The sequence below is a fragment of the Rhodococcus sp. NPDC078407 genome (assembly GCF_044542515.1).
Lineage (GTDB): Bacteria > Actinomycetota > Actinomycetes > Mycobacteriales > Mycobacteriaceae > Rhodococcoides.
Genome location: NZ_JBITUQ010000006.1, coordinates 63,601 through 76,465, shown reverse-complemented (window position 1 = coordinate 76,465; position 12,865 = coordinate 63,601). Strand labels below are relative to the sequence as shown.

Below are 12,865 nucleotides of genomic sequence, written 5' to 3'. Positions count from 1 at the left end.
TCGACATATGGATTGTTTTGAGGCCGTAACAAAACCGGAAGACGGTACAGTGGGCTCGTTGCGTGCCTCGACGGCGCGCAATGTACATCAGATTGCCGTCATCGAAACGGAGAGGCCGGAGAAGCGATGCGTTCGTCCGTGGGTGTGTCACTGGGCACGTGCGGCATCCGCACGGCACGCACCACCGAAGACGGCACCTGGACCGACGACACCCCGTTCGACGACTGGCAGCTCTCCCCCTCCGCGGAGGACGTCGCGCGGGTGATCCGGGGCATCGTCGATCGGCCCGACGCACCGCAGTCCCTCGGCGTCGCCCACCGCACCCCCGCGGAACGCAATCGAATCTCCGCGGCCTTGTCCGAGGAGTACGTCTCCGACGTGCACCTCATCGACGAGACCAGTGCAGCACTGGAATACCTGCGGCCCGGCTTGCCGTCCCACCACCGAACGATCGCATTGTTCGACGCCGGAGACAGCGGCGTCGGCATCGACATCGTCGACGTCGAATCCGGCCGCTCCTACGGTTCGACCCGCACCACCGCGATCAGCGGTGCCGCATTCGACGCCGTCGTCCGCGATCACATCCTCGGTCTCGGCATCGTTCGACCGCCGCAATCTCCCGACGAGGACAATGCGCTCACGGCCTTCTGCCGCGGAGTGAAGGAAGCACTGTCCACCCATCGGACCACCAGCACCCCCGACGGCGAGCACATCCTGCTCGAACGGCACATCTTCGAGTTGTCCATCGCGCGCTCCACCGAGCAGGCCGCCGCGACGGTACGTCAGCTCGGTCGCGAGGCCGAGTTCTATCCCGATGCCGTCGTCGCGATCGGTGGGACCTCCAACATCCCGCTGATCCGAGCCACGCTCGAACGCTTCTTGCAGCTGCCGGTCATCGTCCCGGATCGACCGGAACTGGTGATCGCCGGCGGAGCGGCCGTGCACGCCACCCACGTCGACGCGGCCCGCGTGCCTCCCCTCGTCTCGCACCGACCCGCACTGACACGGCTGGGCATGATCGCGCTGCCGATCGCCGGCGTCATCGCCGCCATCGGTCTGTTCACCGCTGTCGGGTCCAGCGACGGAGGTCAGCCGCTGAGCACCCCAGGGAGCGTGGGCGAGCGCGTTCCCCAGACCACACCGCCTGCGGCCGTCACGACCACGACCACCACCTCGTCGCCCACCCCGGATATTCCGCCACCAGCCCCGACGACCACTGCTGCGCCGCCGCCTGCTGCCGACCGGACACCCTATGTGCCGCCCCGGCAGCGCTACTACCCGCCGGCACCCCCACCCGCACCCACAGTGCCGTTGCCGCAGATTCCCGGCATCCAGATGCCCGTCATTCCCCTGCCGGTACTGCCGCGCCTGCCGTTCTGACCGGCCGCGTTCTCACCCGTCGAACACATACGGAAAGATCGTCGCTCATGGCCACCACTGCTCAATGGATCGAAGGTGCGCGACCGCGCACACTTCCGAACGCGATCGCTCCCGTCCTCGTCGGTACCGGTGCAGCCGTATCGCTGGACGGCGGCGTGTGGTGGAAGGCCCTGCTGGCATTGATCGTCTCGCTGGCCTTGATCGTCGGCGTCAATTTCGCCAACGACTACTCCGACGGAATCCGCGGCACCGATGACGATCGAGTCGGACCGTTGCGGTTGGTCGGCTCGAAGGCGGCATCCGCCGGCTCGGTCAAGAACGCCGCCATCGGTTGCTTCGCCATCGGCGCGGTGGCCGGATTAGTGCTGGCCGCGACCAGTGCCTGGTGGTTGGTCGTCGTCGGACTGGTCTGCATAGCGGGTGCCTGGTACTACACCGGCGGCTCGAAGCCCTACGGGTACAGCGGATTCGGTGAAATCGCGGTGTTCGTGTTCTTCGGACTCGTCGCGGTTCTCGGCACTCAGTTCGTCCAAGCAGAACAGATCGACTGGGCGGGAGTACTGGCCGCAGTGGCTGTCGGATCGTTCTCGAGTGCAGTCCTGGTTGCGAACAACCTCCGCGACATCCCCACCGACACCGAATCCGGAAAGCGCACCCTCGCAGTGCGATTGGGTGACGCGCGTACTCGCTACCTACATCTCGCACTGCTGGTGGTGCCGTTCGCGATGACCGTCGTTCTGATCGCTCGGACCCCGTGGGCATTGGTCGGCCTGCTCGCGCTCCCCTTCGCCGCTCGCGCCAACGCACCGGTCCGCAAGGGCGCACATGGGTTCGAGTTGATTCCAGCACTGCGCGATTCGGGCTTGGCCATGCTCGTCTGGGGTGCCAGCACCGGTGTTGCGCTGGCGTTCGCCTAACGCTTGTCGGGCACGAACGCGCCGAGCAAGAAGTTCACGATCGAGATGACGATCGCGCCCCAGAACGCGGCGGCAAAACCCACGATTTCCAGGCCGTAACCGGTCTGCGACGACAGCCAGCCCGTCAACAGCAACATCAACGCGTTGATCACGAGAGTGAACAGTCCGAGAGTCAGAATCAGCAATGGTAGCGACAGAAGCTTCACCATCGGCTTGATGAACGCGTTGACGATCGTCAGCACGGCTGCGATACCGAGCAGCACCACGATGTCCCACCCGTCGCCGCGGCCCGAGCTGGTGACAGTGAGTCCATCGACGAATTCCTTGGCGACCCAGATGGCAACAGCGTTGAACACAAGCCGAATCAGAAAGTTCATGGCCGCCATCGTAGGGGCCGAAACAGTGTGGAGCTACGGCGTCCGAACGAGAAGTACCGTCGACCGCAGCTCTCCGAGCGTGCAATGCCGCTGCACCAGTTCGGTGAACCACGGATCAGCTCCTCGAACCAAACCGAGAAGAACATGTTCGACGCTGATCTCGCGGTCGCGTTGTTCGACGGCTTCCTTCAGCGACAGTTTCAGGACCTCTTTGGCCGAACGTGCGAAGGGCAGATGAGAATCGTCAGGGCGGTCGACTGCACCGAACCCCACCGCGGTCTCGACGGTGTCGATCACTTCGCGCAGATCGATGCCGATGGACCGTAGGGCTTGGGCATCCCTCGACCGGACGTCCTCGAGAGCGTTGTGCAGGGTGAACCCGGCCTCGGCCAGCGCAGAGCTCAGCGGTTCGTCGGCATTCTCGAGCGCACCGAGGAACAGATGAACGGGCTCGATTCTCTCCGAGTGCAAAGCCCTGGCGTGTATCCGGGCACTGATGACGACCGCCCTGGCCTGTTTGGTGAATCGCTCGAACATGGTTGTCTACCTTCCCTTTCCGCCGTGCTTCTTGTGAACGGCCTGCCTGCTGACACCGAGCGAGTCCGCTACCGCCTGCCACGCCCATCCCTGATTGCGTGCATTGCGAACCTGGACGGCTTCCAGCCGTTCGAGTAGACGACGAAGGGCGGCTACAGCACGCAACCCCTCCCCCGGATCGGAACTGGCGGCTGCGGCTGCAAGTGCAGTGGCTTCGGTCATGGTCGTCAATCTAGGTTGACGAACCGATTTTTGTCAACCTTTGTTGACGAAAGTTGCGATACTGGCATCGAGCTAGCCGACGGGACCGTCGTTCCCCGCATTGTCGTATTCGTCGGCCCCACGTTCGTCCCGAACGACATGCTTCTCAATTCGGTCGGATGCACTCGTCTCGACAACGGGTGGGTGGCCACCGACCCCACCGGGCTCACCAGTGTCGCCGGCGTATGGGCTGCAGGCAACGTATCGGATTCGCCGGCCCAACTGATCAATGCGGCAGCGGCAGGATCGAGGGCCGCAATCGCCATCAACCACTACCTCCTCGAACTCGATGTGAGCCGGGCTGTCTCCGCGGTCCACGGCACCTGACCTGGGCCGAGAAACTTGTCGGTACCCCGATCTACACTTTGCGCAATGGGTCGAATGCATGTTCGATCACCGTCGCTGGGGGGTGACATGGGGTTACGAAGAACAACGTGGGCGACTGACGACCACTCTGCGCTTGCAGGTGTTTTGGGCGCGCGCCGGGCGATCAACGCTGCCGCCGCCTCGGAGCTTGCTCTCATGGACGAGTACGTCCGGAATCGAACTGCCTCAGCTTCACCATGGGTCACCGGGGTGACCGAGAAGGATCTGTACAGCTCGGCGATCTGTGAATTGGCGGCGGCACTGTCGTCGACTTTCGCCGCCGTCGACAACAAGCTGCAGATGTGGTGCCGATTGCGCCCTCTCGTACGTCAGAGTTTCATCGACGGCTCGCTGGATCTGGAGCGAGTGCGAACGATTCACGATCATCTGCTTCATGCCCGGCCGAAGACGGTCGTCGCACTGGAGGCCGAGGTCCTCCTAGCCGCCCATGAGATGGCTCCGGGCTCGTTGGGTCGCGAAATCGACCGACTGCTCATCGAGGCCGACGCCGACTGGGACCGTGCGATGCGCGATCGAGCCGCCCGCGCCGAGAAGCGAATTCGGCTTCGACGCCGAGCACGGGGACTGTCGAGTCTGACCACACTGATGACCGACGGCGAGGCAGACGACCAGCTTTCGCGGATCGACGCCGAGGTCGCGCGCCTTCATCCGGAGGATCCGCGTTCGGACGACCAACGCAGAGGCGACGCCCAGACCACGTTGATGCGCGGGGAGACGCTCTTGTGCGTGTGCGCGACGTGCGCAGCATCTCGGGCTGCTTCCGACGGTCCCGAGGACGGCTGCCCAACTCTCGAGGACACAGAGCCCCCGGACACTGCGGCGGCACCGGACGCACCGTCACCACAGCCGCAGGCACCCGGCCCGAGTGCGCCCACACCTGCACCCGCTATCGAGACACGATCTCGGCCGGGTGGAGGAACACTGATCGAACGGTGGCGTGCCATCGTCGGGGACGATCCGATCGGCATCCACGCCCTGTACCCAGACGGCCACGGCGGCATGAAACGTCCGCCTCCGGGCGCACTGAGCTATACGCCCAGTCGCGCACTCACGGCGAAAGTTCGCGCCGAACACCCGTACTGCCTGCATCCTGGCTGCAACGTGCCCTCGGAACGTTGCGATCTCGACCATATCGTCGAATTCGACCGACAACGCCCCGAGAAAGGCGGATGGACGATCCTCACGAACATAGGTCCGCGCTGTCGGCTGCACCACAACTTGAAAACGCGAAAACTCTGGCGCACAGAACTTCTCCCGGAAGGAGTTCTGCACATTGTCGATCCACTCGGAAATCACTATTTCACCCCGCCCGCCCTGTGAAAAGGAATCACCTAGGGTTGGTTCGGTGAGCACCGCGAATCTGACCCGGACCGAAACTCGCAGGCGATCTCGCCACATCGACGGGGTGAAGTACGAGGTACATCTGGATCTCTCGCGCGCCGGCGAACTGGACGCCGATGTTTTCGAGACTGTCACCACCATCGAATTCGACGCGACCACCGCAGCGACGTGGGTCGACTTCATCGGTGCTGCTGTCGATGAAGTCGTCGTCAACGGAACCGAAGCCGAGGTCGATTACGACGGCGCTCGAATCCAGTTGGTCGGACTCACCGAGTACAACGTCGTTCGAATACGTGCTCGTGGGCGCTACAGCAGGTCGGGTGAGGGACTGCACCGCTTCGTCGACCCCGTCGACAACAACGTCTACCTCTACACACAGTACGAACCGGCCGATGCTCGGCGGGTATTCGCGAACTTCGAGCAACCCGATCTCAAGGCCTCGTTCACGTTGACGGTGACAGCACCACCCGAGTGGACGGTTCTGTCCAACCGCGCGGGAGTCACCGCGGACACCGTCACCACGTTCGCTCCGACCCTGCCCATCTCGACCTACATCACCGCAGTCGCGGCCGGCCCGTACCACTGCGTCGAATCATCCTGGACACGAGGCGAAGTGAGCGTACCCCTCGGCGCGTACTGCCGGGCTTCACTCGCCGAGTACTTCGACGCCGAGGACATCTTCGACATCACGAAGCGGGGCCTGGACTTCTTCCACGACAAATTCGACTATCCCTACCCGTTCGGGAAGTACGACCAGATTTTCGTCCCCGAATACAACCTCGGCGCGATGGAGAACCCGGGACTCGTCACGTTCACCGAATCGTATGTATTCCGTTCGGCGGCAACCGAAGCCCAGTACGAGGCTCGCGCCAACACGATTCTGCACGAGATGGCGCACATGTGGTTCGGCGACCTCGTCACGATGCAGTGGTGGGACGATCTGTGGCTCAAGGAATCGTTCGCGGACTACATGGGTGCCTACGCTTCGGCAGAGGCCACTCGGTTCACCGATGCCTGGGTCAGTTTCGCGAACCGCCGAAAGGGGTGGGCCTATCTACAGGACCAGCTTCCCACCACTCACCCGATCGTCGCCGACATCACCGACTTGGAAGCCGCCAAGCTCAACTTCGATGGCATCACCTACGCCAAGGGAGCCAGCGTGCTCAAACAACTAGGGGCATTCGTCGGTGCCGATGCCTTCTTCGCAGCCTCGCGCAACTACTTTCGCACTCATGCCTTCGGTAACACGACACTGACGGACCTCTTGAGCGAGATGTCCACCGCCAGCGGGCGCGACCTCGACACCTGGGCGGACGCGTGGCTCCAGACCACTGGGGTGTCCACCCTGACCTACACCGGCGATGCCGTCGAGCAGACGGATCCGCGACCGCACCGCCTTGCCGTGGGACTCTACGATCTGGACGAGGACGGGAATCTGACGAGAACCCACCGCCAGGAACTCGACATCTCCGAGGCGCGAACGCCGGTCGACTTCGAAGATGCCGCATTGGTTCTACTCAACGACGACGATCTGACGTACGCCAAGATCCGGTTCGACGAGCGCTCCACGGCAACCGTGCTGGCCCACCTCGATCGCATCGTCGACCCCCTGGCCCGAGGTCTGGTGTGGTCCGCACTGTGGAATCTCACCCGGGACGCCGAACTCTCTGCAGGCGAATACATCGACGCCGCAACCCGATTCGCGCCGAGCGAGCCCAAGATCGGACTGCTCTCCGCAGTCACAGCCAACGTGATGTTCACGCTCGAGCACTACCTCCCCGACGATCGACGACGCGAACCCACCCGGCAGTGGTTGGACGCGTCGTGGACACAACTTCGGTCGAGCGAACCCGGGAGCGACGCGCAGTTGGTGTGGGCGCGTGCGGTCGCATCGACTGCGCAGCTGGACGACTTCTTGGCGGAGGATCTGCGCTCACTTCTCGACGGCACGCGCACCATCGCGGGGTTGCGACTCGATCCTGATCTGCGGTGGGCATTGTGGCTGGCGCTCTCGGCCACCGGCCACGCGACGTCCGAGGACCTCGATGGTGAACTCGCCGCGGACGACACCTTGTCGGGGCACACCGCCCACGTTGCGGCGTCGGCGGCCATGCCCTTGGCCTCAGGCAAGGCGAAGGCGTGGGCTGCTGTCACCGAACGCCAGGACCTTTCCAACGATGTGCTCGACGCCTTCATCACCGGCTTCACCGCCGGTCACCGACCAGACCTCACTCAGCCCTACGACGAGCGATACTTCGAATCCATCTCGGCCCTGTGGACTTCCCGCAGTATCGAGATCGCCCGGCGAATAGTCGTCCGTCTCTTTCCGCAGCAATCGTCGACCGACACTGCGGACGCCTGGCTGGCCGACCACGAGTGGGCACCGGCTGCGTTGCGGCGCTTGGTGATCGAGCAGCGAGACCATCTTGCGAGGAGCCTGCAGGTGCAGGCGCGGCTAGGCTGACGACCATGCCAACCAAGGACACTCGCCGCTCGCTTGCTACGTCCGCTCTTGCTGCCGGCGGTCTGCTCGGCGGCTTCGCCGTTGCCCGCCGGTCACACAATCGTCAACTCGGCGGAGCGGTGCTCGCAGCCGTCGGCGTGGCATGCACGACCCAGTGGCAGAAGTCTTCGGGTTCTGCCCGTGCCGGTGCCTTGCTCGGGACGTACCTCGTCGCGTTCGGGGCTTCGCACCCACTGGCCAAGAGGATCGGTGCCTGGCCGGCGGTCGTCGCGGTGTCCGCTGCAACAGCGGCGGCGTCGACAGCGGTGAGCACATAGGCCGCCGTTCAGAACACTCCGGTGCGAATGAACTTCTCGAGCGCAGCGGTCGGTTCGGCGAGATCCATGCCCTGGTTCGCGACCCAGGTGTCGTCGAAGTAGGTCTGCGAGTACCGATCTCCACCGTCGCACAGCAACGTCACAACGCTGCCGCGTCGGCCTGCGGCGATCATGTCCGAGATCAATCCGAACGCACCCCAGATGTTGGTCCCCGTCGATCCACCCACCCGCTTTCCGAGTGCTTCCGAGGTGAATCTCGCGGCGGCAACCGACGCCGCGTCGGGAACCGCGATCATACGGTCGATCACCTGGCCGACGAACGACGGTTCTACCCGCGGCCGGCCGATTCCTTCGATGCGGGAGGACAAGCCTGTCTCGAAGCCGGCGTCCCCGGTTCGGTACCCACCGATGAACGCCGAGTTCTCGGGGTCCACCACAGCCAATTTCGTTGCGTGCCTGCGATATCGGATGTATCGCCCGATGGTGGCACTGGTTCCACCGGTTCCCGCGCCCACCACCACCCAGTCGGGGATGGGGCATTCTTCGAGTCGGAGCTGATCGAAGATCGACTCCGCGATGTTGTTGTTTCCGCGCCAATCGGTAGCGCGCTCGGCGTGGGTGAACTGGTCCATGTAGTGGCCGTCGGGTTCGGCGGCGAGCCTGTGTGCTTCGGTGTACATCTCACCGGGTCGATCGACGAAATGGCACCTCCCGCCGTGTGACTCGATGAGAGCGACCTTGGCCGGGCTGGTGCTTCGCGGCATCACCGCGACGAACTTCAGACCCAGCAGTCCGGCGAAGTAGGCCTCACTGACGGCGGTGGAGCCCGACGAGGCTTCGATCACCGTGGTGCGCTCGGTGATCCACCCGTTGCAGATCGCGTAGAGAAAGAGCGACCGCGCCAGCCGGTGCTTCAGGCTGCCGGTGATGTGAGTGGATTCGTCTTTGAGGTACAGCGATATTCCCCATGCCGACGGGAGGGGGTAGCGCAACAGGTGGGTATCGGCGCTGCGTTGAGAGTCGGCTTCGATCAGCCGGACGGCGTTGTCGACCCACGCCCGTGATGCCGAGTGATCAACGGACGCCGTCATTTCTTGCCGTCTTCACCGCGCAGTTTGGATTGAAGGTCCGCCCGCGCGGTGCGCCTGTTCTCGTCGACGGCCGCGATGGATTCGTTGACGCGGATGCGCATCTTCTTGAACAGCAGCAGCGAGAGCGGTAGCGAGATCAGCACTGAGAATATGGCGGCAACGAGGATCGGAACTTCGACGCCGAACAGTAAACCGACGCCTACGATCACTGCGCCGATCGCGATGACGAGCGCGAGCCGCGCGAAGGTGTAGACGCCGAGATTCACAGCGAGGGATTTTTTGGCGGACGCGCCCGGCGTGGCATTTCCGCTGGTCGGTTCGCTGCTGTCGGCATTCGTCGCGTCACTCACGGGTCCCAGGTTACCGGTCGGGACGGGCATTCCGACCCACCCCCATCGTGACCGATTTGTCCATTACCTCCCCTTTACCAACCTTGTATCAGTCGAGTACCTAGGGGTTCGAGTGCAACCATGGGGTTCACACGCAGCAGACCGATATCTCCGGTTCGACGCATTTGCTCCGGAACGCACCGTAGGAGGACACGACAGATGAGCGCACCCACATTCCACAAGGCTCAGGACTCACTGCTCACGCCGGGTCAGGTAGCCGCGCTTTTTCACGTCGACCCCAAGACCGTGACCCGCTGGGCACACGCCGGACGGTTGGGATCGCTCCGCACTCCCGGTGGACACCGCCGCTTCCGTGAAACCGAGGTCATGCAGCTGCTGACATCGCTGACGACGGAAGCCGGCGCACACCGCTGATCCGGACCTTCACTTATCAATTTCGCTGTTGATCCGCACCCGTCCGAACTCATCGAACATTCTCAGGAATCTTCGACGCTCGACGGGTGCGGTGGCTGTTGCATCGCGGCTACCCTCGTAGGAGGAGGTGCGTCGTGATCTATTTATTGGCGTTGATCGGCTTGGTGGCTTTGGTGGTGCTCTTCTGGAAGGCTTTCGGGCCCAGCGCAGGAGTTGCACCGACCCGCACGGTCGGACCCGACGACGATCCCGATTTTCTGTGGCGAATCAACCGGGAAGCTCGCCGCGGCGGAAAAGACGGGACCGAGGCGGGCACCGAACCTAACGAGTAGGGTTCGGTAGCTCTCGAACGGGGCGGGAAGCGGTGGGCGAGTCCGGGAATCCGGCCGCTACCGCTGCCGCAACTTCGAGGAGTGCTGTGCGGGTGCGTCCACGAAGGCGATCCAACTCGATCTCTGCGCCTTCCTCGAGATGCGGGTCGAACGGAACCGTTCGGACATGGGCGCAGCGTTGTTCGAAGTGCTCGATGACCTTTTGAAGATCGACCTTTCCTGCTCGGGGGCGAACACCGTTGACCACGGCCACCGATGTGGCCACCAACGAGCGATAGCCGTGGGCGTCGAGCCAGTCGAGCGTCGCCGACGCGCTCCGTGCACCGTCCACCGACGCCGAACTGACGACCACGAGAGTGTCGGTGCCCTCGAGAATGCTCTCCATGGCCGAGTGCATCAAGCCGGTGCCGCAATCGGTGATGACGATGCTGTAGAACTTCTCCAACAACTCCACTGCGCGGTCGTAGTCTTCACCGCTGAATGCCTCCGATGCTGCCGGATCCGAGTCGGATGCCAATACTTCCAGCCGGTTGGCATTCTGCGACGTGTATGCCCGAACATCGCTGTAGCGATCCAGGGAGTCGATGTCACGCAACAGGTTTCGAACGGTCGCGGTCGTTTCGCAAGGAACCTTCTGACCCAGCGTTCCACGGTCGGGGTTCGCATCGATTGCGATCACACGGTCACCTCGGATGCCCGCGAAGGTCGACCCCAGAGTCGCCGTGGTCGTCGTCTTTCCCACACCGCCCTTCAGCGAGAGCACCGCAACTCGGTAAGACCCCACCAGCGTCCGGTCCACCTGCGCGGTCAGCTCGAGACGGCGCTGCTGGGCGGCGCTGTTACCGACATCGATGCGACCGCCGGACGTCACGTACAACGCTCGACGCCACCCGGCGACCGGCGGCACGTTCGTCGGCCGGATGAGCAACGAATCCCCGAGATCGTGCGCGGACGCAGGCTGCATGATCGGCCGGACCGCCGATGCCTGGGGATTCGAAGGAGCGATCCGCGATGCCCACTGATCAGGTGGATTTCCTCGTGACCGGACTCGCTCCTGGGAAGAAAGCCAAGCTTGTTGCGGCACTTCGTGATTGCGCGGTACCCGCTGTTGGTTCGGTGGTGGCACCGACGGCACCGGCGGGCTCTGGATGGGACCCTGCGCCGGACGTCGAGCTATGGGAGCCGCCTGCGCGGGCGGAGCAGCAGGCACCTCCGGCGGAAGGACCGTTACGCCGCGCTGCTCCAGCACAGCCGTCTCCTCCAGGACAGCCGCAACCTCATCGGCATCGGCATCGGACCCACTGGAGGTGTCCGCCCCATCGCCGAATTCGATCGGCGCGGACGCGGCTGTCGATTCACCCACTGGTGTCGTGGAACCCGCCACCGGTGCAGGCGTGAGCTGGCGTGGCGCTGACGCCTGCTCGTCCTTGCTCTCGGGCGGCATCGTGATGGGCGTCGAGCGGAACGGTTCTCGTGCAACCGCGGGTTTCGAGTCGGGGACCGCCGCAGCCTCGGCGACGACTGCCGGCACATGAGGCACCGGATCCGGAGTTCGGTCATCGGGCGAGTCGTCGTCCAACGGACGGACGGGTTCCCAATTGTTTTCATGCCGATCGGCCATGACCGATTCCCCCCAGTTCGCGTCCTACATCCTTCGATCAGGCTCGGATGTCTCCCCCATCGAGCCGGATCGGACGCTACCAGCTGAGCGGCCTGCGCAGCCGCCGAGTGCTAGTTCAGGCCGGCGTAGCTGTGCAGTCCCGATACCACCATGTTGATGATGAAGAGGTTGAACAGCATGGCGGTGAATCCCGCGACGTTGATCCAGGCCGCGCGGGTGTTGCGCCATCCGGAGGTCGCGCGGGCGTGCAGGTAAGCCGCGTAGATGATCCACGTGATGAACGACATCGTCTCCTTGGGGTCCCAGCCCCAGAAACGTCCCCAGGCAGCTTCGGCCCAGATTGCACCGAGGATGACTCCGGCCCCGAAGAGCGGGAACGCCACGATGGTCGTCTTGTAGGCGAGTCGGTCGAGGGCCTGTGCGTCGGGCAGCTTGGAGGCGAACTTTCCCCAGAACCCGACGCTTTCCTCGCCGATGGGCTGCTTGATGCGCAGCAGGAACAGCAGGCTGGCGACGCCGGAGACCAGCAGGATGCCGCTGCCGACGCTGACGATGGTGACGTGGATGGGCAGCCAGTACGAGCGCAGTGCCGGAACGACCGGAGCAGCGTCGGCGTAGAGCTTGGTGGCGGCGAAGAACATCAGGACGATGATCGGCGCCAGGACGAACACGAGCATCGGACGCATCGTCTTCTTGCGCAGCACGATCACCGAGGTGAGGGCCGCGGCCGCGGTGGCCATCGTGACGAACTCGTACATGTTGCCCAGCGGGAAACGGTGCGTGGCGAACCCGCGCAGGACCACCGAGGCGATGTGCAGTGCGAGGGCCGGGGCGAGCAGCGCGAAGCCCATGCCTGCCAGACGGTCGGAGAGCGGCCGCTTCGGCGCTTCGGTGACCCGTCCCGGCCGGTTCTCGGTCACCGGGGCACCTGCGCCGACGAGCTCCTTGGCCTGAGCGGCCGTGGCCTTGGCGGAGGCGTACTGGGCGATGAGCAGAACGAATGCGAGCACGTAGATGGTGAACGCTGATTCGAAGGACCAGTCGCTGTACTGCGAGAGAGTCTCGTTGATCGGCAT

Annotated in this window: 15 protein-coding genes; 8 read left to right on the top strand and 7 right to left on the bottom strand. The window is 64.0% G+C overall.

What is annotated here, in order from left to right; translation table 11 throughout:
- The first annotated feature begins 126 nt into the window (after positions 1–126).
- Together ACIGGF_RS08740 and ACIGGF_RS08735 are read left to right on the top strand one after the other, a co-directional pair.
- Complete coding sequence (locus ACIGGF_RS08740; protein WP_397520978.1) at positions 127–1,380, top strand: Hsp70 family protein; 1,254 nt, start codon at positions 127–129, stop codon at positions 1,378–1,380.
- A gap of 47 nt (positions 1,381–1,427) precedes the next feature.
- Complete coding sequence (locus tag ACIGGF_RS08735; protein WP_397520977.1) at positions 1,428–2,297, top strand: 1,4-dihydroxy-2-naphthoate polyprenyltransferase; 870 nt, start codon at positions 1,428–1,430, stop codon at positions 2,295–2,297.
- On the opposite strand, the gene ACIGGF_RS08730 is transcribed toward ACIGGF_RS08735, so the two are convergent.
- From ACIGGF_RS08730 to ACIGGF_RS08720, 3 genes are read right to left on the bottom strand one after another with little or no spacing between them, the layout of a single operon-like run.
- Positions 2,294–2,674 carry a phage holin family protein gene (locus ACIGGF_RS08730; protein ID WP_397520976.1) on the bottom strand — a complete coding sequence of 127 codons (381 nt, stop codon included), beginning with the start codon at positions 2,672–2,674 and terminating at the stop codon, positions 2,294–2,296. The genes ACIGGF_RS08735 and ACIGGF_RS08730 overlap by 4 nt on opposite strands.
- Before the next feature lie 33 nt (positions 2,675–2,707).
- The gene (locus ACIGGF_RS08725; RefSeq protein WP_397520975.1) at positions 2,708–3,211 is read right to left on the bottom strand and encodes a Clp protease N-terminal domain-containing protein; all 504 of its coding nucleotides are present in this window, start codon (positions 3,209–3,211) and stop codon (positions 2,708–2,710) included.
- A 6-nt stretch (positions 3,212–3,217) separates the two neighbouring features.
- Complete coding sequence (locus ACIGGF_RS08720) at positions 3,218–3,433, bottom strand: helix-turn-helix domain-containing protein (protein ID WP_397520974.1); 216 nt, start codon at positions 3,431–3,433, stop codon at positions 3,218–3,220.
- Positions 3,434–3,448: 15 nt separating this feature from the next.
- Here ACIGGF_RS08720 and ACIGGF_RS08715 point away from each other — a divergent pair, with 15 nt between their 5' ends.
- From ACIGGF_RS08715 to ACIGGF_RS08700, 4 genes are all read left to right on the top strand, one after another.
- Positions 3,449–3,799 (top strand): FAD-dependent oxidoreductase, encoded by a 351-nt coding sequence (locus tag ACIGGF_RS08715; RefSeq protein WP_397520973.1) that lies wholly within the window; start codon positions 3,449–3,451, stop codon positions 3,797–3,799.
- A gap of 249 nt (positions 3,800–4,048) precedes the next feature.
- Positions 4,049–5,179 carry a DUF222 domain-containing protein gene (locus ACIGGF_RS08710; RefSeq protein WP_397520972.1) on the top strand — a complete coding sequence of 377 codons (1,131 nt, stop codon included), beginning with the start codon at positions 4,049–4,051 and terminating at the stop codon, positions 5,177–5,179.
- 25 nt (positions 5,180–5,204) lie between these two features.
- The gene (gene pepN, locus ACIGGF_RS08705) at positions 5,205–7,664 is read left to right on the top strand and encodes an aminopeptidase N (protein WP_397520971.1); all 2,460 of its coding nucleotides are present in this window, start codon (positions 5,205–5,207) and stop codon (positions 7,662–7,664) included.
- A 5-nt stretch (positions 7,665–7,669) separates the two neighbouring features.
- A complete protein-coding gene (locus ACIGGF_RS08700) occupies positions 7,670–7,981 on the top strand; it encodes a hypothetical protein (RefSeq protein ID WP_397520970.1) in 312 nt (103 codons plus the stop codon).
- A gap of 8 nt (positions 7,982–7,989) precedes the next feature.
- Here ACIGGF_RS08700 and ACIGGF_RS08695 read toward each other — a convergent pair whose 3' ends face one another.
- Both ACIGGF_RS08695 and ACIGGF_RS08690 read right to left on the bottom strand, forming a co-directional pair.
- Positions 7,990–9,072 (bottom strand): PLP-dependent cysteine synthase family protein, encoded by a 1,083-nt coding sequence (locus ACIGGF_RS08695; RefSeq protein ID WP_397520969.1) that lies wholly within the window; start codon positions 9,070–9,072, stop codon positions 7,990–7,992.
- Positions 9,069–9,422, bottom strand: coding sequence for a DUF4229 domain-containing protein (locus ACIGGF_RS08690; protein ID WP_397520968.1), 354 nt, complete (start codon positions 9,420–9,422; stop codon positions 9,069–9,071). Before ACIGGF_RS08690 ends, ACIGGF_RS08695 begins: the two co-directional genes overlap by 4 nt.
- 198 nt (positions 9,423–9,620) lie before the next feature.
- Here ACIGGF_RS08690 and ACIGGF_RS08685 point away from each other — a divergent pair, with 198 nt between their 5' ends.
- A complete protein-coding gene (locus ACIGGF_RS08685; protein WP_121873449.1) occupies positions 9,621–9,836 on the top strand; it encodes a BldC family transcriptional regulator in 216 nt (71 codons plus the stop codon).
- Positions 9,837–9,970: 134 nt separating this feature from the next.
- A complete protein-coding gene (locus ACIGGF_RS08680; protein WP_397520967.1) occupies positions 9,971–10,168 on the top strand; it encodes a hypothetical protein in 198 nt (65 codons plus the stop codon).
- Here ACIGGF_RS08680 and ACIGGF_RS08675 read toward each other — a convergent pair.
- Together ACIGGF_RS08675 and ccsB are read right to left on the bottom strand one after the other, a co-directional pair.
- The gene (locus ACIGGF_RS08675; RefSeq protein WP_397520966.1) at positions 10,158–11,789 is read right to left on the bottom strand and encodes a MinD/ParA family protein; all 1,632 of its coding nucleotides are present in this window, start codon (positions 11,787–11,789) and stop codon (positions 10,158–10,160) included. The genes ACIGGF_RS08680 and ACIGGF_RS08675 overlap by 11 nt on opposite strands.
- A gap of 110 nt (positions 11,790–11,899) precedes the next feature.
- Entirely contained in the window at positions 11,900–12,865 is a 966-nt protein-coding gene (gene ccsB, locus ACIGGF_RS08670) for a c-type cytochrome biogenesis protein CcsB (RefSeq protein ID WP_397520965.1), read from the bottom strand.

Bases quoted from the DNA above. Each gene is read 5' to 3' on its own strand.
- ACIGGF_RS08740 (WP_397520978.1), top strand. From the start codon at position 127: ATGCGTTCGTCCGTGGGTGTGTCACTGGGCACGTGCGGCATCCGCACG.
- ACIGGF_RS08700 (WP_397520970.1), top strand. From the start codon at position 7,670: ATGCCAACCAAGGACACTCGCCGCTCGCTTGCTACGTCCGCTCTTGCT.
- ACIGGF_RS08735 (WP_397520977.1), top strand. From the start codon at position 1,428: ATGGCCACCACTGCTCAATGGATCGAAGGTGCGCGACCGCGCACACTT.
- ACIGGF_RS08730 (WP_397520976.1), bottom strand. From the start codon at position 2,674: ATGAACTTTCTGATTCGGCTTGTGTTCAACGCTGTTGCCATCTGGGTC.
- ACIGGF_RS08720 (WP_397520974.1), bottom strand. From the start codon at position 3,433: ATGACCGAAGCCACTGCACTTGCAGCCGCAGCCGCCAGTTCCGATCCG.
- ACIGGF_RS08725 (WP_397520975.1), bottom strand. From the start codon at position 3,211: ATGTTCGAGCGATTCACCAAACAGGCCAGGGCGGTCGTCATCAGTGCC.
- ACIGGF_RS08685 (WP_121873449.1), top strand. From the start codon at position 9,621: ATGAGCGCACCCACATTCCACAAGGCTCAGGACTCACTGCTCACGCCG.
- ACIGGF_RS08675 (WP_397520966.1), bottom strand. From the start codon at position 11,789: ATGGCCGATCGGCATGAAAACAATTGGGAACCCGTCCGTCCGTTGGAC.
- ccsB (WP_397520965.1), bottom strand. From the start codon at position 12,865: ATGCCGATCAACGAGACTCTCTCGCAGTACAGCGACTGGTCCTTCGAA.
- ACIGGF_RS08695 (WP_397520969.1), bottom strand. From the start codon at position 9,072: ATGACGGCGTCCGTTGATCACTCGGCATCACGGGCGTGGGTCGACAAC.